Source organism: Pantoea sp. SS70, from assembly GCF_029866845.1.
GTDB classification, from domain to species: Bacteria; Pseudomonadota; Gammaproteobacteria; order Enterobacterales; family Enterobacteriaceae; genus Pantoea; species Pantoea leporis.
Window position 1 is genome coordinate 1 of record NZ_CP117200.1, and the last position, 19,362, is coordinate 19,362.

Sequence of the window (19,362 nt, forward strand, 5' to 3'; positions counted from 1 at the left end):
ATGCTCACTTTTTGCCAGCTAATTTGCGGAAGGGAGGCGATGACGAGAACAGTGAAAAAAGCCACGGCCAGCGATGTGGCGCTTCTTGCCGGCGTATCGAAATGGACGGTATCGCGCGCGTTTATGCCCGGCGCTTCAATCTCTGAGAAGGCGCGCGAGAAGGTGATGCGCATCGCTAAAGAGCTGGGATATCGGCCAAATTTGCTGGCGCGTAGTCTGGTAAAAAAGAAGACGCATATTATTGGCGTGGTGATCGACGAGCTGAAAAATCCGCATACGCTGATGATTCTCAATGAAGCTACGCAGCAGCTACAACGTCGCGGCTATATGGCGTTGATCCTCAACATCACCGACGGCGAGCCGTATCGATCGGTAATGACGCAGGCGGATCAATTGCAGATCGACGGCATTTTGTTTCTCGGTACGGTGTTATCGGCGCAGCTGATTACGCTGGTGGAGGATATGTACAACATTCCGCTGGTGCAGCTGTGCCGCAATACGCATGCGCAGGGCATCGATGTGGTGGCGATTGATGGTTATGCCGCCGGCAAGCAAATCGCCGAGCTGTTGCTGGCGCAGGGCGCGCAACGGTTTGGTTTTATGCAAGGTCCGGATACACCAACGTCACATCTGCTGCGCAAAGAGGGATTTGAAGCGACGCTGCAACAAGCGGGCTGTCAGATTGATGTGCTGCTTAAAGCCGGCAGCTACGATCGTGCACGCAGCTGGCAAGCGATGAGCGATTATCTGCATCAGCCGGATGCGCCCGCAATTGATGCGCTGTTCTGTGAAAACGATGTACTGGCGCTCGGCGCGATGGAAGCGATGCGCGCCGCCCCGACCAGGCCAAGGATTGCGGTGGTGGGATTCGATGATATTGAAGAAGCCAGCGCGCCAGGCTGCCAACTCACCACCTTTAGCCAACGTATTGATCTGCTGATCGCCGAAGCGTTAAACCGATTGATTGATGGTCGCGAGAGTGCGGATGAGCATTGGCGGCGGGGTGAAATGCGAGTACGGCGTTCGCATTTGAGGTCGCCATAAATGACGACCCACGACGTAAAATCACTGTTCTATGCTGGTCAGTAACGCATTTTGAATAATTCTTTGCGCTTTCAGCGGGTTTTGCTCACGCTGCGCTTCCTGCAACGCGGCGATATCCAGCTTATCCAGCGCGCGATAGATATGTTTGAGGAAGCGAATCGACAGATTGGCGGCTTCAACATGATCTTCACGGAACGGGAATTGATCAAGCTGCCACACGCCGTCCCAGTTATTGATCTTCAGAACATAGAAGAACTCAAAAATCTCGGTCATGTGCACGGTACCGACCACCAAATCGTCATCCCAGCCGCGCAGGTTGTCGTTGACGTCCATACCAAACAGACGACCACGATCGATAATCAGCTGGGCGGAATCCGCTGGGGATTCACCGGCAAACAGTGCATGACCAAAATCGAGCAGCACGCCAACGTTATCCAGTCCAATATCCTCAATGCCAAGCAGCGTACGCGCAGCTGAATCCCAGGTCATTTTCACGCGTGGTTCGCGCGGTTTGTACTCGATAGCAAATTTGACGTCTGGATTGGCGCTCGCCAGTTCGCGCATACCCTCTACGGCCATCTTCCACAGGTTTTTATGATCGACCTGGAACGGATAATCCCAGCCATCCTGACCCGGCCAGACTTTCACGTAGTTAGCCCCCAGCTCACGCACTACGGTGGCGGCTTCGTGCATTAAATCAAACGCCTGTTGGCGAATGGCGGCGTCGGGATTGGTGAAAGCACCGCGTGAAAAGCGGCGCAGATAGATTTCTGGCGTCACGCCAATGGCTTTCAATCCGGCATCGGCGAGCGCTTGTTTAACCTGCGCTACGGTTACGCCTTCGGTGAAGGGATAGGGCACATCAACATAGGATAGGTCCTCGACGCTGCCAGCGAGTTTAATCTGATCGAGGGTACTAAGCGCTGGCCCGTAACCATCTACGGCGTAGCGATCGATATAGTTGGCGAAGTGCCACAATCCGGCACCGAATTTCGGATACGTGTAGGAACTCATTTGACCTTCTCCTCAGATGATTGCGTCATTGAATATATATTCATATATGGTTATATATTCCATTCTGCGCCTCGGCGTGCGCAGTTAACCAGCAATCATTGACGGAAATGCAACCGTAATCACACAATATTCGATGCCATGCCCCTTTGTTCAAACCTGTTTGCTGTGATATCCCATCCGGCTTAACCGGCTGAATAACTCTTTATTGTTGGCGCAGTTGAGCTTGCGAATAATACTCTGCCGATGATGGCTGATGGTTTTGCAACTGAGATGCAGTTTGTAGCCAATATCGGTGAGATTGCTGGTTTGCCCCAGCATGCGCAATAAGCCGAACTCCCGCGCTGAAAGGGTTTGCTTGGTGCGGCGAACATACGCCTCAAATTCTGTAGCCAACGGTAAACCTAATACAGCATCAGAAAGCGCTTTCAGACTGCACTTTTTAGAGAGAAAAGTAACACCTGGCAGCAAACTGACCACATAGCTTATGACCGCTTTCTCATGCAAATCGGTTAGCACGATAATCCGCGTGTCTGGCGAAGTCCGTTGGACTGTCAGCAATAATTCGGTAAAGAATTGCACATCGCGGCCATAAGCGGTTAATTCACTGATGAGCAAATCCGTTCCGGCGATCTTACTCAGCGCTGAGTCAATATCGTCACTATCTATATTTTTTACATGAATAAATTTCCCGGAAAAATAACGCGAAATCCCTTCAGTAATCCATTTGTTATTGTCTATCAGCGTTAATGACAACATAGTTATCCCCATCTTTATTATGCTGGCATTAAAGCGCGATCCCGGTGCTATGAATATCGGACTGGGGAAGGGAGGTTTGTACGAAATTTCCCAAATTCGCGATTACAGATTTAAACGCATGTCAGTGTTGTTGAGATATAACCGCTGGGTGAACGTATGGCCGCGTTGGGTGTTAGCCTTGCATCGGGCTTGCCGCTGGAAAAAATGTGCAACAAAAATAAGAACATGAAGCGATGCACAGCCAGGAAAGGCAGCGAGTGGTGTATCAGCCTGGCGCGTTTCATTTGCTGTTGAGGAAAATAGCCGACATAGTTAACTGGCGCAGCAGCTGGATATTTCTGAAGCGTCACCGTATGCGACGATGCTGGTGTAGGCTCTTCATAAAGTGGAGGAATGATGGAATTAGAAACAACCCGACTGCGGCTGGAACCCTTTGAGCTGGCGCATTTTGGCGGACTGCGAGCGATGGAAAGCGATCCGGAAATTATGCGTTACATCAGCAATGGCGTAGTTAAAACGCCAGAAGAAACCCTGACGAGTATCGAACGCGTTCAATCGCGCTGGCAGCAATATGGTTTTTCCTAGTGGGCGATGCGTGAAAAAGAGTCTGGCGAAATCGTCGGTGCTTGCTGTCTGCAGCATTTAGCCAATCAGGATGGTGCGCCATTGGAAATTGGCTGGCGTCTCAATGCCAATTATCACGGCAAAGGTTTTGCCACCGAAGCCGCACAGGCGATAGTTAAGTTTGCGGTAGAAAAGGTTGGCGTTAAATATTTGGTTGCGGTGGCCGATCCTGAGAATGCCGCTTCGCAAAAGGTGATGCAGCGGCTTGGCATGACCTACAAAGCGATTGAGCAACACTACGATGTGCCTTGCGTGGTGTATGAGCTTCATCTTTAGGCATTCGTGAACAAGTGCTATCAACATTTTATGTCATATTCCAATTCTTCTTATTTTACAGGATTGGAATATGAAAGAGCACGATATTGGTTTTAGCCACATAGCACTGCAAGTGAGAGATATAGAACGCAGCATCGATTTCTATCAACGTTACGCAGGGATGCAGGTGATCCATGAGCGGGCACCAGGCATTGCAGAAGCGCAAAAAGTCGCATGGCTTTCTGATTTAACGCGTCCATTTGCGTTGGTGTTGGTGCAATCTCAAACCACAGTGGATACGCCTCTGGGTCCGTTTGGTCATTTAGGCGTTGCGTGTGACAGTAAAGAAGAGATTGATGCCAGGGTTGCTCAGGCTGAATGCGAAGGTGTGTTACGCCGCCAAGCGCAACAATCAGCCGCTCCCGTCGGTTATTGGGCATTCTTCGCCGATCCCGATGGCAACACGCTTGAACTTTCATATGGCCAACAGATTGGCCTTGAGATTATTACCAGCCGCCTTAACGGGGGTGTTTAACGTTAAACGTCACTTGAAAGGGTGACGGTTGATATCGGGTTTAGACGTGGCTAGAGTGCGTGATGAGACACCTCATTTAACATAATCATGATTATGCGCACTTAGGTTGTGGGTGCTATTTGATAATGTCACCTGCTGGTTTACATCGATGACGCGACCGGTCGTCTGATGCACCTGCGCTTCTGCCAGAGTGAATCGGCCTTTGATTACATGATGGCCACGCGCGTTTTGCCCTTTATCCCAATACCCGCCATGTACCTGAAAAAGTACGAGCGTTCATCGATTTTTTACAGAGCAGAGTTGGAAGCCCCCAATAAAACTGATGCGAGGAGCATCAAACGACTCAATGACCATGCACTGTCAACCCCACCAACCGAACCACAATCGGGCGCACTACCAGTATGCAAACAAAAGCAGCGGGCATCGCAACTTGATATGCATTCATCACATTTTCCATATAATGCGGCCCGATGCCAAATTCGGCGAAGGTAATGAACAGGCTCATCAGAAACGCCATGATAGTCGCCATATACAGCGCGAAGATGTAAGGTGAAACGTGCTTTGGCAGGCGTAGACGAGCACTACTTTTCTCGGTTGCTGTTGTCATAGCGTGATCCTTTTCAGTAAGTTTAAGCAAAACAGCCGCTAACCTATCAAGTTAATCAGGATGCGAGTAGAACGCTTCTGCTTTAATCATTATTAAGTAAAAGTAACGAATCACGCATTGAGGGATCTATGGATTTACTGGGGTTGATCAACACTTTTATTAGCGTAGTTGAGAACGGCAGCATTGCCGCCGCCGCGCGGGCGAAAGGAATGAGTCCAGCAGCGGTAAGCCAAAGTGTCGCGCGTCTGGAGACACATTTGGGTGTGCGGCTGCTTTCACGCACTACCCGCAGCATGACGTTAACCGAAAGCGGTAAACGCTATTTCGAAAAAGTCCGACACATTCCCCATGATATTGACCTTGCCTCGCAGGCCGCTGCGATTGAAACCAAACCGCAGGGTTCGCTTTGCATCGCCACCACGGCGGCCTTTGGCAGACACGTTCTCGCTCCACTGATGCCTGCCTTTAAACAAACTTACCCCGATATTGATATCGAACTGATCAGTACCGATCGCAATGTTGACCACCGCCTGGAAGGCGTTGACGTCAGTATTCGTATTGAGGCGCAACTGAACGATCAATTGATCGCCCGCAAAATTGCCTCATTACCCTTTATCTTCTGCGCGGCACCCTCTTATCTGGCGCGTGCGGGCATCCCTAAAACGCCTGAAAATCTGAGCCAGCACGCCTGTTTGGTTTTCCGCTATCCAACCGACGGACGCTTTCTTCCGTGGACGTTTATGGTCAATGGCCAGCCGGTGAATGCAAAACTCAACCCAGAATTCATCAGCGATGATATTGATATCATCGCGAAAATTGCCGAAAACGGCGGTGGAATTGCCCGGCTGGCGAGTTTTATTGCTCAGCCGTTGCTCGAGAGTGGTCAACTAATACCTTTATTCCACTCAGATCAAGGTGAGAAAAGCGACGTAGTGGCTTCACCGATGAATATTTATGCCTGCGTCAACGAGCGTTCGGCGCTGAATGCAAAGGTAAGAGCGTTTATTGCCTTTCTGGAACAACAACTCGCCGATTGCGTTGATTAACTCTATAATATTGGGTGTTAAAGTCATTTTTGGATAATAAGCCACAATATGCTGGATTTAACTCTCAGGAAACCTGAAGAAATCGTCAAGCTGTTATGTGGGCGCTTACGTAAAGAGCGTCTGGCACAGCGGATGACGCAGGCGGATGTCGCGGCCAGAGCGGGAATTGGCGTAAATACGGTTTCCAATCTGGAAGCGGGTCGTAACGTCGGCTTTGAAAATTTGGTGAAAGTGGCGATGGTGCTCGGTCGGGTTAACGAGCTGGAAGCGCTGTTTGCCCCTCAAATCGATAGTCTCGATGACCTGCTTCGCTACGAAAAGAACGCCAGCCGCAAGCGGGTGAAAAGGAGCAATGTTGATGGTGAGTAAAGTCGATGTCTGGTACGACGGCTGGGGTGAGCGCTTTCATTGGGGCACGCTGGCCTCATCGACCGCCCTAACCGGCCGTCCGGTGATTATGTTTGAGTACAGCGAAGCGGCGGCGCGGCGCGGTCTGGAACTCGCCTCATTTACTTTACCTCTGAAAGGTCCCCGGTTGCGCAGAGATTTCCCTGCTCATCAATTGGGTTTACCCGGCCCGGTCTATGATGCGTTACCCGATGGCTGGGGTATGTTGCTGATGGATCGACTGTTCCGCCAGCACGGGCTTAACGCCGCACGCATCGGCCCGTTAGAACGGTTAACCTATGTAGGCAACAACGCGATGGGTGCGATGTCATTTAAACCGTCACAACCTGAAGCAGATGAACGCCCTGATAACATCGCGCTGGACCAACTCTCGGCCGAAGTCCAGCAGGTGCTGGACGGCGAAGGCGGAGAATTTCTGCAACGATTGCTGCAGATGGGCGGCTCACCGCAAGGTGCAAGACCTAAAGCCCTGCTCTATCGCGATCCCGCCAGCGGTGGCTTCACCACAGCAGCATCAGCAGAGTTAGAAGCCTGGCTGGTAAAGTTTCCGGCGCGGCAGGAACATCCTGAGGTGTGTGCCATTGAAGCTGCGTATGCGCAGTGTCTGCGTGATTGCAACATCAGCACGCCAGATACCGCTTATTTTGCCTTGCCCAACGGTCAGGCGGCTTTCGCTTCGCGACGTTTTGACCGCCAAAACGGGCTGCGCATTCCCATGCAGAGTCTGGCAGCGTTTACCGGCGCAAACTACCAATCACCCGGTGCACTGGATTGCACCAATTTTCTGCGCGCCACCCAACTCTGCACCAATGATGTCAGGGAAAAGGCGCGCGCATTTGAAAGAGTGGTGTTTAACGTCGTTTTCAATAATCGAGACGATCACCCTAAAAACTTCGCCTGGATCATGTCAGCCAGCGGTCAATGGCAATTGGCACCGGCCTATGACGTCACCTATTGCGAAGGTCCGGGTGGCTATCATCAGATGGATGTGATGGGTGAAGCGCTGGATATTAAACGCGCTCACCTGTTAGCGCTCGGGCAACAGGAAACTGAACTCACGCCAGCGCAGGCAGGCGATATCATCGATAATTACTGTTCGGTTGCAACTGGCTTTGCCCGCAAAGCGGCCGATATGTTCCCAGAGCAAATCACTGCGGAAACGCTGCGCTTTCTCCAGGCGCGCATTGACGAAAACATCAAAAACCTGGCGAAATAGATAGCCGCTGCGGCCCCGGAAAAGCGCCGTTTTCTCGGGCCATTCAGCGCCCTAACCTGCTTTTATTACTCCCGCTCATAAACCCATTTAGTGATTACGGATAATGCTTTCGCAGATGCCGACTATGCTTACCCTTCTAAAACCATACAAAAATAAGTTGTACCCCAACATTTAACCCTTTTACTGGAGGTTTGGCATGAGCAGCCAACACTTAACAACACCTGTGCCGTCAATGGTGCCGATCAGCTTCAAAGTCAACGGTATACAGCAGCAATTAAACGTTGATACCCGCACCACGCTGCTGGATGCATTGCGTGAACACCTGCATTTGACCGGCACCAAAAAAGGCTGCGATCACGGCCAATGTGGTGCCTGTACGGTGATGGTCAACGGACGTCGCATCAACGCGTGCCTGACCTTAGCGGTGATGCAGCAGGATGCAGAAATCACCACCATTGAAGGTTTGGGAAATCCGAATGAGCTGCATCCCTTGCAGGCGGCGTTCATCAAACATGATGGTTACCAGTGCGGCTACTGCACGCCTGGGCAAATATGTTCATCTATGGCGGTGCTGGAAGAGATCAAAGCGGGCATTCCCAGCCACGTCACCCACGATCTGGTTTCCGCGCCCAACGTGACTGCGGATGAAATCCGTGAGCGCATGAGTGGCAATATCTGCCGCTGCGGTGCCTATTCCAACATTCTTGCGGCGATTGAAGAGTACGCGGAGGGCCTGGAATCATGAAAGCCTTCACTTACCAGCGGGTCAAAACCCCGGCTGAAGCCGCTACCAGCGCTCAGCAACATACTAATGCCAAATTCATCGCCGGCGGCACCAATCTGCTCGATCTGATGAAGCTGGAGATTGAGACGCCCGCGCATCTTATTGATGTGAATGGTCTTGAGCTGGACAAAATCGAGGCCACAGCCGATGGCGGATTACGCATCGGCGCGTTGGTGCGTAACACCGATCTGGCGGCCGATGCGCGTATTAGCCGCGATTATGGCGTGCTGTCGCGCGCGTTAGTGGCTGGCGCTTCCGGCCAGTTACGTAATCAGGCGACCACCGCAGGGAATCTGCTGCAGCGCACGCGTTGCCCCTACTTCTATGACACCAACCAACCGTGCAACAAACGTTTACCCGGTAGCGGCTGCGCGGCGCTGGATGGCTTCAGTCGCCAGCATGCGGTGGTCGGAACCAGCCAGGACTGTATCGCCACCCATCCGAGCGATATGGCGGTGGCGATGCGTTTGCTGGATGCGGTTATCGAAACGGTCAGCCCGGATGGCCGTGAGCGCAAAATCCCGATTGCTGAATTCTATCGTGCGCCTGGCAATACGCCGCATCTGGAAACCGTGCTCACTCCTGGCGAGCTGATTGTGGCCGTTTCACTGCCGGCTCCGCTGGGCGGCACGCACATTTACCGCAAGGTGCGCGACCGCGCGTCTTACGCTTTTGCGCTGGTCTCTGTTGCCGCCATCATTCAGCCGGATAAATCCGGTCGCGTGGCGCTCGGTGGCGTGGCACATCAGCCGTGGCGGTTGGCAGAGGCGGACAATGCGCTGATTCAGGGCGCGCAGGCAGTGAGCGATCGGCTGTTCGCCACGGCGCAACCTACCGCTGAAAACGAGTTCAAGATCATTCTGGCGCAGCGAACGCTCGCTTCCGTATTGGCAGAAGCGAGGGGATAACTGATGAAATTCGAAAAATCCGCAGGCAATAACCCAATTGATCAGCTCAAGGTAGTTGGTCAGCCACTCAATCGTATCGACGGACCGCTGAAAACCTCCGGCCTGGCGCATTACGCGTACGAATGGCATCACGAAGCGCCCGATGCAGCGTACGGCTATGTGGTCGGCGCGCCGATCGCCAAAGGAAAAATCACCGCCATTGATGTGCAGGCAGCGCAAAATGCGCCGGGCGTGTTAGCGGTGGTGACGGCTAACAACGCGGGAAAACTGGGCAAAGGCGATAAAAATACCGCTCGCCTGTTGGCCGGCGACACCATCGAACACTATCACCAGGCCGTCGCACTGGTCGTGGCGGAGACGTTTGAGCAGGCGCGTGCTGCGGCCAGTTTAGTGAAGGTGGATTATCAGCGTGAGCGCGGCGCTTATGATCTCGCGCAGCAAAAGCCGGGCGTTACCTCCGCGCCCGAAGATACGCCAGATAAGTCCGTGGGTGATTTCGCCGGTGCGTTTGCTGCAGCTGACGTCAAGCTGGATGCGCACTACACCACGCCGGACCAAAGCCACACCGCGATGGAACCGCACGCCTCGATGGCGACATGGCAAGGCGATAAACTCACCGTTTGGACCTCGAATCAGATGATCGACTGGTGCCGCACCGATCTGGCCGCCACGCTCAACATGCCGATGGAGAAGATCCGCATCGTGTCGCCTTATATTGGCGGCGGCTTTGGCGGCAAGCTGTTCCTGCGCAGCGATGCGGTATTAGCGGCGTTGGGTGCGCGCGCGGTAAAGCGTCCGGTCAAAGTGATGCTGCCTCGGCCATTAATCGCCAATAACACCACACATCGACCGGCCACCATTCAGCACATTCGCATTGGCACCGATAAAGCCGGCAAGATTCAGGCCATCGCGCATGAAAGCTGGTCGGGGAACCTGCCGGGAGGCACACCTGAAACCGCCGTGCAGCAAACGGAACTGCTTTACGCCGGTGCTAACCGCTTTACCGGATTACGACTGGCGACGCTGGATCTGCCCGAAGGTAACGCTATGCGCGCACCGGGTGAAGCGCCTGGACTCATGGCGCTAGAAATTGCCATTGATGAAATAGCGGAAAAAGTGGGCATTGATCCGATCGCCTTCCGCATCCTCAATGATACGCAGGTCGATCCGGCCAAACCCGAGCGCCCTTTCTCACGCCGCCAGCTGGTTGAGTGCCTGAATACCGGCGCCGAGCGCTTTGGCTGGTCACGACGCAACGCCAAACCGGCAATGGTCAAAGAGGGACGCTGGCTGGTCGGCATGGGGGTTGCGGCCGGTTTTCGTAACAACATGGTGGCGCCTTCCGGTGCGCGTGTGCATCTCGACAATAAAGGCATCATCACCGTTGAAACCGACATGACCGACATCGGTACCGGCAGCTACACCATCCTCGCGCAAACGGCGGCGGAGATGATGGGCGTGCCGATTGAGCGTGTGGCGGTTCGTTTAGGCGATTCAGACTTCCCGGTTTCTGCCGGTTCCGGCGGCCAATGGGGCGCGAACACCTCAACATCCGGCGTTTACGCCGCCTGCGTGAAATTGCGTGAAGCGGTCGCCAGCAAACTGGGCTTTGATGCGCAACGCGCTACTTTCAGCGACGGTCAGGTGCATGACGGAAACCAGAGCGCGCCGCTCGCCCAGGCCGCCGCTGAAGCCACCATCACCGTGGAAGACACCATCGAGTTTGGCGATCTTGACGAGCAATATCAGCAATCCACTTTCGCCGGACACTTCATTGAAGTCGGCGTGGACGTCGCTACCGGTGAAGTGCGCGTGCGGCGCATGCTGGCGGTTTGTGCCGCCGGACGCATTCTCAATCCCAAAACGGCGCGCAGTCAGGTGATTGGTGCCATGACGATGGGACTTGGCGGCGCGTTGATGGAGGAGCTGTTCGTCGATGAACGCCTCGGTTATTTCGTTAACCACGATATGGCGGGCTACGAAGTGCCGGTTCACGCCGATATCCCGCAGCAGGAGGTGATTTTCCTTGATGACACCGATCCCATCTCCTCACCGATGAAAGCAAAGGGCGTAGGTGAACTGGGTTTGTGCGGCGTCAGCGCGGCAATCGTCAATGCCATTTACAACGCCACCGGCGTACGCGTACGCGACTATCCGGTGACGCTGGATAAGTTACTTAAAGGCTTGCCTGCCCTTGTCTAAAGCTGAGGAGAAGCGCATTGCAGCAGCTACTGATTGATGACGATCTGCATCCGCAGATCAAGCCGCAGCAGGCTTTACAGACCGATGACAGTGAAAGCATCCTGCGCTTCGCGCTTGAAGCAATGGAGGCAGATTCCGCTGCCGTGCTGGTCACGCTGGTTGAGATTCGCGGTGGCGCGGCGCGGGCATTGGGTGCGCAGATGGTGGTGCGGGAAGATGGCCGCTATTGCGGCTATGTTTCCGGCGGCTGCGTGGAAGCGGCGGCGGCTTATGAAGCGTTGCAAGTCATCGCCACTGGTAAAGATCGCTTTGTGAGATATGGCGAAGGATCGCCTTATCTGGATATTGTGCTGCCCTGTGGCGGCGGCATCACGCTGGCTTTCCATCAGCTACGTGACGCGCAACCGCTGAGAAACGTGCTGGATTTGCTGGCAACGCGTCAACCCGCAGCGCTGCGCTATCTGCCGACGTTTCAGCGGCTGGCGAGCGCTGCTTGCACTGAGATAACCGGCTGGCAGGAGGATGCCTTTATCACCGGCTATCTGCCAAAAACACGCGTGGCGGTATATGGACGTTCAGTCGAAGCGTTGGCGACGGCGTCGATTGCGCAGGCCGCTGGTTACGAGGTGCTTTCTGGCGAGGATGTGCAGGCGCAGGCCGTTGATCCCTTTACGGCGGTGATTTTGCTGTATCACGATCTCGATCGCGAACTCCCAGTGCTTCTGTCAGCGCTGCGTTCTGCACCCTTCTATATCGGAGCATTGGGAAGTCGGCGCACGCATGCAACGCGCGTTAAGAAACTGCTGTCGCTAGGGTTTAGTGAGGAAGAGATTGCGCGCATCAAAGCGCCGATTGGCATCTTTGCCCAGGCGCGCGATGCGCGCACACTAGCGCTATCAATTGTCGCGGATGTCGCGGCGGCTCGGCTCAACGTGGTTTAGCCACCACATCGAGATCGCGCTGTACAGCAGCGTCCGCTTCAAGGGTGACCAGTAAGCGCGGGTCCAGCAGCGCTCTGGCACCTTCATCGCCCTGCAAATTGCGTAACGCCTCAGCGTAGCATCCAGCAAACCCGACCGGATGGCCGGGTTTGCCTTTATAGGTAAGACGCACCTGCGCCGCGCCCTTTTCTAACGCCTCTTTTACTTGCCGATAATGATCCACCGTTAGCCACGGCATATCTCCCAGCGTAATGATCCATCCGTTCCAGTGAGCGGTCATCGCCACACCCGCTGCAATGGATTCGCCGCTGCCGCCACTTTCACACAGCACAAGCTGCACGCCCGCCTTTTTAGCATGCTGACGCACCGCCAGATAGTCGGGACGCGTCACCAGCGCCACCGGCAAGCCACTCAGCTTTGCCTGTTCAATCACCGTTTCAATTACCGTCGGCGCATCGTCTTTTATGCTGGCCAGCAACTTATTGCCGCTGCCGCCGCTGGCGATATAACGCGAACCTTTACCTGCCGCGAGGATGAGAATGCCCGGCGTTGCTGAATCCATAGAAGTTTTAAACCTTGCGTTACCATCGATTGTTAATAAAATTATAGCTAATCCTATGATTTATAATAGATATTAACAAAAAATAGCCAATCCAAATTAGATTGACTTCAATCTAATTTATGTCAATATATTCACGTTTTTCAGTCTCAATGACTGCAACTCTGCCTTAAAAATAGTGGTGATATGAAAGAGTTAAACGATGAAGTTTGCTGTGTAGGTCCTGAGAGTGAAGCGCCGGTGACTGTCGACCAGTTTCTCTGCTTCGCGCTCTATTCCGCGTCCCTTGCGATGACCAAACTTTATCAGTCGCGACTGAAACCACTGGGTTTGACCTATCCGCAATATCTGGTGCTGCTGGCGCTGTGGGAAAAAGACCATGTCACCGTTTCAGAATTGGGCGCGCGCGTGCAGCTGGATTCAGGCACGCTCAGCCAGCTTTTAAAACGACTGGAGCAGGCTGGCATTATCAGTAGAAAACGCGATGTCGGTGGCGATGAGCGCAGAGTGTTGATCTCCGTCACTGAGCAGGGACAAGAATTAAAGATCGCGGCGGCCGGCGTTCCGGCTGACATGGTGTCAGTGATGGATACGCCTTATGAAGAACTGGCCGATCTCACTGCACGTGTTACCACGCTGCGCCAGAAACTGATCAATGCCCTGCCCTGAGGGCGCGAAATAATACATTCCTATGAATGCTTTGGAGCAAGCTGAAAAATGTTAATTAGCAAAGGGATTAAGGAGAAGGTGATGTCAGACGAGAAAGCGGAAAATATGGATGACATTCATGCTGTCATTGGTCACGCCGTGTCATGCCTGCTTAAATCCGATCAACCTTTGCAACTTGATCACATTACTGCGCTATTGAAGCAGCAAGAAGAAGCCGCGCCCGTTCAGCTCAAGCAGGATTATGTCAACGCGATGAGTAAGATTGCGGAAAAGTGTTTAGCATCGTAATCAGTGCTTTTTCTGATTCGGGATATTAGCATGCTTCTCACTACTGAAATCTTGTCCGTCGCGTTGCGTGTTGGTCCTGACGCTATGATTTCTGACATCCGCCAGTGCGCGTTGGCAGGCAACTCGCCTGTAGCTTTCCTCTTCTGTTTCCGCCATCTCTTCAAGTTTGGCTATCAGCGCCGCAGAGGATACTGCAACCTGGTCTTCTAAAAGAGCAAGCAGCGCCTCACCAATCATTCGGTCCTTCATCTGTTCATCATAACTGCTGGTCATTTAATTCTCTGTGTAGTCATATTTACTCAAGCTTAAGAGTTATTAACCAATGGCGTTGTTATCTTGAGAAAATCAACGTGCGTCAGTCAGGTTAAGAGAAAACAATTGTTTTGTAAAATCCAATCTAATTCAGCACCGCTATCAGCAAGTCCTGCCGCATAAAAAATGATCGCCTCGGCGCGATGACATTCCCCGATAAAAACAAGCTCATCCAACTTGATTAAAGATAAGAAAAGTCTTAGTGGCCTCGCGTACGTTTTCATGGCGAAAAATCACCACGGGAAATAATTAGTATGAAAGCCGCAAACCCTGCTTTTCTCACCTCACTTTGCTTTACTGTTATCGGTTAGGATGCAGCGAAATTGAAAATCTATCAGTTCAGAAAATTCACTTTTAATGTGAAGAATCATGAAGTCACCTGCGACGGCAAGATGATGGCGGAGATAGCCACCACCGACTCTGCGCGTGTTATGCAAGGCGATGGATTGACCGTTATTTTCTATCACTATTTTCCGGAAAAAGCGGCGGTGATGAAGGATGGCCAGTTTGTCGATTGGGCCAGACTGAAACGTTAACGATAATGCGGGCAGCAAGGAGGCTGCTTCTCTTCTACAAACCTGATAAACACTCGCCAGCGCATTCCATTCGTCTGTGACTTTTATCAATGATTAATAATGTTAAATAAGCCGATTAAAAAGCGTTCACTAAACCGCTTTAGGGTATTACGCTAAAATATCTTTGTTTACAGTTTATAACGGTAGGATTTATTCCACTTACTACACTGGAAGCGTGTATTTACACGCTATTAACTTTATAAGGAATAAATCCAGTGCGTAAATTTTCTCTGATTGTATTAACTGCGGGCGTGCTGCTGTCGGTCACTTCTCAGGTCGAAGCGAAGGGCTGCATCAAAGGAGCGGTTGTCGGCGGCGTGGCGGGCCACGTGGCGCATCACGGCGTTGCGGGTGCAGCAGCGGGTTGTGCGGTTGGTCACCATATGGCGAACAAAAAGCAGAAAGAAGCGGACAGCAAACAGCAGCAGTCTAAGTAATTCCCTGAGCTGCCTGTGCAAACAGGCAGCTGTAACACGCGTTATAAACGTTTTTGCGAATCCGCATCAAACAGCATCGCGCGATCCGCATCAATGGTCACAGGCAGAATATCCCCCGCCTGTGCGCCAGAACGTTGCGTGGTGAATAGCATGATGTCATGCCCCAACAGCGATCCATGAATCAGCTCGGATAATCCCGTCGGCTCCACCAGCGACACTTCTAACGGCAGCGCATTCATCGCGCCCGCTTCGGCAATCGCCACATTCTCTGGTCGGATACCGTAAATTACCGCTCGCCCAGCCTGATGCTGCGACCAATGCTGATTCAACGGCAGCTGTGCGCTATCGCCAATACGCACGCCCTGCGCGGTCATCATGCCATTGATGAAGTTCATTGATGGCGAGCCAATAAAGCTGGCGACAAACTTGTTCGCCGGTGTGTCATACAGCTCGAGCGGCGTACCGACCTGCTGAATCACACCGTTGTTCAGCACCACAATACGATCCGCCAGCGTCATGGCTTCAACCTGATCGTGCGTCACGTACACAATGGTGTTGTTCATCTGCTGATGCAGCTTTTTGATTTCGACGCGCATCTGACCGCGCAGCTGTGCATCCAGGTTCGACAGCGGTTCATCAAACAGAAACACCTGCGGCTGACGCACGATGGCGCGTCCCATGGCCACACGCTGGCGCTGACCGCCGGATAACTCTTTGGGTCGGCGATCAAGCAAATGCGTCAGGCTGAGAATTTCCGCCGCACGCCTCACCTTCTCTTCAATTTCCGCACGCGGACGCTTCTGGATTTCCAGGCTGAAGCCCATATTGCGCGCCACCGTTAGATGCGGATAGAGCGCGTAGCTTTGAAACACCATCGAGATATCGCGATCTTTGGGTGCCACATCGTTCATCAGCTGGTTGCCGATACGAATATCGCCGCCGGTCGCCAGCTCCAGTCCGGCGATGGTGCGCAGCAGCGTCGATTTGCCACAGCCGGAAGGTCCCACCAGTACCACGAATTCGCCGTCTTTGATGGTGAGGTTAATATCGCGCAGCACCTCAACGTTGCCATAGCGCTTGTCGATCTGTTTGAGCGTGATTTCAGCCATGATTTACCCCTTAACCGCACCGGCGGTGAGTCCCTGAACCAAATAGCGTTGAATAAAGGCGAAGAACAGACAGGCCGGGATCAGCGCCAGCACCACCGCCGCCATCATCTCGCCCCAGGAAACGGCAAACTTCGACACGAAGCTGAGCAGCCCAACTGGGAAGGTCATCACTTCGTTTTTGTTGATCAGCATCAGCGAGAACAGCAGCTCGCTCCACGCTGCGGTAAACACAAAACCCAATGTGGCCGCCATGCCCGGCAAGGTCAGCGGCATCAGCACGCGATACAGCGCCTGAAAACGCGTGCAGCCTTCCAGCATCGCCGACTCCTCCAGATCTTTGGGAATCGCATCAAAGAAGGATTGCATCAGGAAGGTGGCAAACGGCACGTTAAACGCGGTGTAGATCAGAATCAGCCCCAGCAAGCTGTTGGTCAGGCCCAGCGGCGCCATCACCTTGTAAATCGGCGCGATGATCATCACCAGCGGAAACATCTGCGTGAACAGCAGCAGTCCGGCGATTAGCACTTTGCCGCGGAACTGGAAGCGCGAAAAGGCATAGCCGGCCGCAGCGGCAATCAGCGTGGTAAGAAACGCGGTGCTAAGCGAGACAATCAGGCTGTTGGTAAAAAAGGTCGGGAAATCACTGTCGGTCAGCACTTTTTTGAAATGACCAAAGGTCACGCCGCTCGGCAATAACCTTACGCCCTGACTAAACAACAGTTGCTCCGGCGTCAGCGAGATTTTGATGATCCAATACAGGGGAAACAGCGCGAACAGCAGATACGCCGCAATACTCAGGCGATGGCCAATCAGCGGTAAGAGTCGCATCGCCGCCTCCTATTTCAGCAGCTGATGACGGATGCGCAGCAACACCAGCGCATAACAGGTCATCAGCAGTAACAGAAACACCGCCATCGCTGAGGCATAGCCAAAGTCGAGCTTTCGATAGGCGGTGGTGAAGATGTAGCTGGAGAGAATCGAGGTCGATCCCGCCGGACCGCCATCGGTCATCACCACAATGAGATCGGCAAAATTGGCGATCCAGATGGTGCGCAGCATCACGGTGATGGCGATCATCGGTGCCAGAAACGGCAGCGTGACGCGACGAAACTGCTGCCAGCCGCTGGCACCGTCAATCGAGGCCGCTTCGTACAGGTCTTTGGGAATCGACTGCAGCGCCGCCAGCAGCGTGATGGCAAAGAACGGAATGCCAAACCAGACGTTGGCAATCACCGGTCCCCACATAGCCAACTGCGGATCGGACAGGATGTTATACGGCTCACTCAGCACGCCCAAATCGCTCAGCCACTGCGGCAGCGGCCCGACGACCGGATTGAACAACCATGACCAGGTCAAGCCAGAAAGAAATGCCGGAACCGCCCACGGCAAGAACACCAGCGCCTGCACCCAACGGCGAAAACGGAATTCGCGATTGAGCAGCAGCGCCAGCGCCAAACCGAAAAAGAACTGCAGCAGCAGCGAGCTGAGCGTCCAGTTCAGCGTGTGGCCCAGCGCTTTGAAAAAGCGCCGGTCATCAAACATCTCGCTGAAGTTATCCCAGCCGACCCAACCGGTCTCCAGCGGATTCAGCAGGTTAATGCTCTGAAACGCATAGGAGATGCCGATCGCCATCGGCACAAAGATGAACAAAGCGATCAGCAACAGGCCAGGCGAGAGATACCACCACGGCTCAGCCAGCCGACTCCAGCGGAGGCGGCGGCGCGCCGGACTGTTGGGCAGAGAAGCATCAAGCATCATAATCACACTCCGCGTGGTTGAAGGTTACTGCGTGGCAAGCCAGGCTTTCTGCTCTTTGCTGAGATAGTTCGCCCAATCCTTCACCATGCTTTCGGTATCGTTCTCACCCAGCAAGGTTTCCTGGCTGCTCTCTTTCACAATCACCGAGTTGAAATAGCCCCAGCCTTTGAGATGGGTTGGCATGGTTAGCGGCACATAGTTAGGATCGTTCAGCTCTTTGAACCAGCCGGCGAACTGCGGCGTTTGGTAGAACGGATCCTGCTCGGCGCCTTTGTAAATCGGCAGCGTGCCGACGAATTTTGACCATGCGAGGTTGTTGGTTTTGTCACTGAGGAAGGTAATCAGCGGCCAGGCGAGATCCTTCTGTTTACCCTGCTTAAACATCGACCAGCCGGTATAGCCAATGGTCGGAAAAGCTTTGCCTGACGGGCCAACCGGCATCGGAGCCACAGCGAAATCATCGGCCGCCATGCTGTTTTTAATCGCGATCAGCGCGTCGGGATCCTGATCGAGCATTGCGCATTTACCTGAATAGAAGCCCGAAACGATCTCATTGAAGCCCCAGTTAACGCTGTCTTTCGAGGCGCCGCCCTTTTGATACATATCCACCAGCAGCTGCGCGCCTTTCATCGCACCCGGCTCGGTCAGCGTGCTGTTACCTTGTTTATCGAAGAACTCCGGCGAACCGTTCATCGCCGCCATAAACATCATCCAGGCGTTGGTGCCGCCCACGCCACCGCGCATGCAGTAGCCGCTGATGCCATTCCCCAATTTGCTGATGCGCTGGGCATCGCTGGCGAATTCCTCCATGGTTTTGGGCGGTTCACTCAATCCTGCCTGCTGGAACAGCTTTTTATTCCAGAACAGCGCGCGCAGATAAAAGCCGTACGGCACCATGGTGGCTTTGCCGTTGGCGGCGCGCGCCATGGCCAGCGTTTTATCGGTGAGCTGCGGCGTGGCATCCCAGCTTTTCAGGCGCGGCTCGAGGTCTTCCAGCATATTGTTACTGGCATACAATCCTTGCCAGGTATCCGGCATTTCCACCACATCCGGCACCTGACCGCTCTGCAGCATGGTGCCGAGCTTTTCAAACGCCTGGCCCCACGGCAGTGAAATCAGTTCAATCTCCGTGCCGGGATGCTGGGTTTTATACTCATCGAGCATTTTTTGCAGCAGCGCGGTGCGCGGCGGGCTGGTAATCACTTCCACTACGGTAAGCTTGGCGGCGAGGCTGCTCATCGCCGCACTCAAACCCACGGCTAACACTAATGCTTTCACGGCAAAACGTTGCGTCATGACTTTTCTCCAGTGAGTG

22 protein-coding genes and 1 pseudogene are annotated in these 19,362 nt (G+C 53.5%); 14 read left to right on the forward strand and 9 right to left on the reverse strand.

Features of this window, described 5'->3' with window-relative positions; translation table 11 throughout:
- Window positions 1-39 precede the first annotated feature (39 nt).
- The gene (locus PO881_RS19575; RefSeq protein ID WP_110866908.1) at window positions 40-1,044 is read left to right on the forward strand and encodes a LacI family DNA-binding transcriptional regulator; all 1,005 of its coding nucleotides are present in this window, start codon (window positions 40-42) and stop codon (window positions 1,042-1,044) included.
- A 21-nt stretch (window positions 1,045-1,065) separates the two neighbouring features.
- Here PO881_RS19575 and PO881_RS19580 read toward each other — a convergent pair whose 3' ends face one another.
- On the reverse strand, window positions 1,066-2,058 hold the full coding sequence (locus PO881_RS19580) for a sugar phosphate isomerase/epimerase family protein (RefSeq protein WP_101761489.1): 993 nt from the start codon (window positions 2,056-2,058) through the stop codon (window positions 1,066-1,068).
- Between the two features lie 150 nt (window positions 2,059-2,208).
- Window positions 2,209-2,814, reverse strand: coding sequence for a LuxR C-terminal-related transcriptional regulator (locus PO881_RS19585; RefSeq protein ID WP_280173118.1), 606 nt, complete (start codon window positions 2,812-2,814; stop codon window positions 2,209-2,211).
- Between the two features lie 396 nt (window positions 2,815-3,210).
- On the opposite strand from PO881_RS19585, the pseudogene PO881_RS24105 reads away from it, so the two are divergent.
- Window positions 3,211-3,714, forward strand: a pseudogene (locus PO881_RS24105) (GNAT family N-acetyltransferase).
- Between the two features lie 70 nt (window positions 3,715-3,784).
- Window positions 3,785-4,228 (forward strand): VOC family protein, encoded by a 444-nt coding sequence (locus PO881_RS19600; RefSeq protein ID WP_280173121.1) that lies wholly within the window; start codon window positions 3,785-3,787, stop codon window positions 4,226-4,228.
- Between the two features lie 343 nt (window positions 4,229-4,571).
- Here the strand turns inward: PO881_RS19600 and PO881_RS19605 are convergent, their stop codons facing one another.
- Window positions 4,572-4,835: a DUF2798 domain-containing protein gene (locus PO881_RS19605; RefSeq protein ID WP_280173122.1), complete on the reverse strand. Its 264-nt coding sequence runs from the start codon at window positions 4,833-4,835 to the stop codon at window positions 4,572-4,574.
- A gap of 128 nt (window positions 4,836-4,963) precedes the next feature.
- On the opposite strand from PO881_RS19605, the gene PO881_RS19610 reads away from it, so the two are divergent.
- From PO881_RS19610 to PO881_RS19640, 7 genes are all read left to right on the forward strand, one after another.
- Window positions 4,964-5,881: a LysR family transcriptional regulator gene (locus PO881_RS19610; RefSeq protein WP_280173123.1), complete on the forward strand. Its 918-nt coding sequence runs from the start codon at window positions 4,964-4,966 to the stop codon at window positions 5,879-5,881.
- Between the two features lie 51 nt (window positions 5,882-5,932).
- Window positions 5,933-6,250: a helix-turn-helix transcriptional regulator gene (locus tag PO881_RS19615; RefSeq protein ID WP_280173316.1), complete on the forward strand. Its 318-nt coding sequence runs from the start codon at window positions 5,933-5,935 to the stop codon at window positions 6,248-6,250.
- Window positions 6,240-7,505, forward strand: coding sequence for a type II toxin-antitoxin system HipA family toxin (locus PO881_RS19620; RefSeq protein ID WP_280173124.1), 1,266 nt, complete (start codon window positions 6,240-6,242; stop codon window positions 7,503-7,505). The genes PO881_RS19615 and PO881_RS19620 overlap by 11 nt, the downstream gene beginning before the upstream one ends.
- A gap of 196 nt (window positions 7,506-7,701) precedes the next feature.
- A complete protein-coding gene (gene paoA / locus PO881_RS19625) occupies window positions 7,702-8,250 on the forward strand; it encodes an aldehyde dehydrogenase iron-sulfur subunit PaoA (RefSeq protein ID WP_277974976.1) in 549 nt (182 codons plus the stop codon).
- Window positions 8,247-9,197: a xanthine dehydrogenase family protein subunit M gene (locus PO881_RS19630; protein WP_280173125.1), complete on the forward strand. Its 951-nt coding sequence runs from the start codon at window positions 8,247-8,249 to the stop codon at window positions 9,195-9,197. Before paoA ends, PO881_RS19630 begins: the two co-directional genes overlap by 4 nt.
- Window positions 9,198-9,200: 3 nt before the next feature.
- Window positions 9,201-11,399, forward strand: a complete 2,199-nt coding sequence (paoC, locus tag PO881_RS19635; protein ID WP_280173126.1) for an aldehyde oxidoreductase molybdenum-binding subunit PaoC — start codon at window positions 9,201-9,203, stop codon at window positions 11,397-11,399.
- Window positions 11,400-11,416: 17 nt separating this feature from the next.
- A complete protein-coding gene (locus PO881_RS19640; protein WP_280173127.1) occupies window positions 11,417-12,340 on the forward strand; it encodes an XdhC family protein in 924 nt (307 codons plus the stop codon).
- Here PO881_RS19640 and PO881_RS19645 read toward each other — a convergent pair.
- Window positions 12,327-12,902: a nucleotidyltransferase family protein gene (locus PO881_RS19645; protein WP_280173128.1), complete on the reverse strand. Its 576-nt coding sequence runs from the start codon at window positions 12,900-12,902 to the stop codon at window positions 12,327-12,329. The two genes, PO881_RS19640 and PO881_RS19645, sit on opposite strands and share 14 nt — an antisense overlap.
- 183 nt (window positions 12,903-13,085) lie before the next feature.
- Between PO881_RS19645 and PO881_RS19650 the strand changes: the two genes are divergently transcribed.
- Together PO881_RS19650 and PO881_RS19655 are read left to right on the forward strand one after the other, a co-directional pair.
- Complete coding sequence (locus PO881_RS19650) at window positions 13,086-13,568, forward strand: MarR family transcriptional regulator (RefSeq protein ID WP_101761502.1); 483 nt, start codon at window positions 13,086-13,088, stop codon at window positions 13,566-13,568.
- A gap of 81 nt (window positions 13,569-13,649) precedes the next feature.
- A complete protein-coding gene (locus PO881_RS19655) occupies window positions 13,650-13,856 on the forward strand; it encodes a hypothetical protein (RefSeq protein WP_101761503.1) in 207 nt (68 codons plus the stop codon).
- Here the strand turns inward: PO881_RS19655 and PO881_RS19660 are convergent, their stop codons facing one another.
- On the reverse strand, window positions 13,857-14,129 hold the full coding sequence (locus PO881_RS19660) for a hypothetical protein (RefSeq protein WP_280173129.1): 273 nt from the start codon (window positions 14,127-14,129) through the stop codon (window positions 13,857-13,859).
- Window positions 14,130-14,527: 398 nt separating this feature from the next.
- Here PO881_RS19660 and PO881_RS19665 point away from each other — a divergent pair, with 398 nt between their 5' ends.
- Both PO881_RS19665 and PO881_RS19670 read left to right on the forward strand, forming a co-directional pair.
- Complete coding sequence (locus PO881_RS19665; RefSeq protein WP_158238597.1) at window positions 14,528-14,704, forward strand: hypothetical protein; 177 nt, start codon at window positions 14,528-14,530, stop codon at window positions 14,702-14,704.
- 254 nt (window positions 14,705-14,958) lie between these two features.
- Window positions 14,959-15,180, forward strand: coding sequence for a hypothetical protein (locus PO881_RS19670; RefSeq protein ID WP_101761506.1), 222 nt, complete (start codon window positions 14,959-14,961; stop codon window positions 15,178-15,180).
- Between the two features lie 41 nt (window positions 15,181-15,221).
- Here PO881_RS19670 and ugpC read toward each other — a convergent pair whose 3' ends face one another.
- The 4 genes from ugpC to PO881_RS19690 are packed head-to-tail and all read right to left on the reverse strand — an operon-like array spanning window position 15,222 to window position 19,343.
- Complete coding sequence (gene ugpC / locus PO881_RS19675) at window positions 15,222-16,289, reverse strand: sn-glycerol-3-phosphate ABC transporter ATP-binding protein UgpC (protein ID WP_110866891.1); 1,068 nt, start codon at window positions 16,287-16,289, stop codon at window positions 15,222-15,224.
- Window positions 16,290-16,292: 3 nt separating this feature from the next.
- Complete coding sequence (locus PO881_RS19680) at window positions 16,293-17,117, reverse strand: carbohydrate ABC transporter permease (RefSeq protein ID WP_280173130.1); 825 nt, start codon at window positions 17,115-17,117, stop codon at window positions 16,293-16,295.
- A gap of 9 nt (window positions 17,118-17,126) precedes the next feature.
- Window positions 17,127-18,047: a sugar ABC transporter permease gene (locus tag PO881_RS19685; RefSeq protein WP_192234862.1), complete on the reverse strand. Its 921-nt coding sequence runs from the start codon at window positions 18,045-18,047 to the stop codon at window positions 17,127-17,129.
- A 24-nt stretch (window positions 18,048-18,071) separates the two neighbouring features.
- Entirely contained in the window at window positions 18,072-19,343 is a 1,272-nt protein-coding gene (locus PO881_RS19690) for a sugar ABC transporter substrate-binding protein (RefSeq protein ID WP_222183326.1), read from the reverse strand.
- Window positions 19,344-19,362 lie beyond the last annotated feature (19 nt).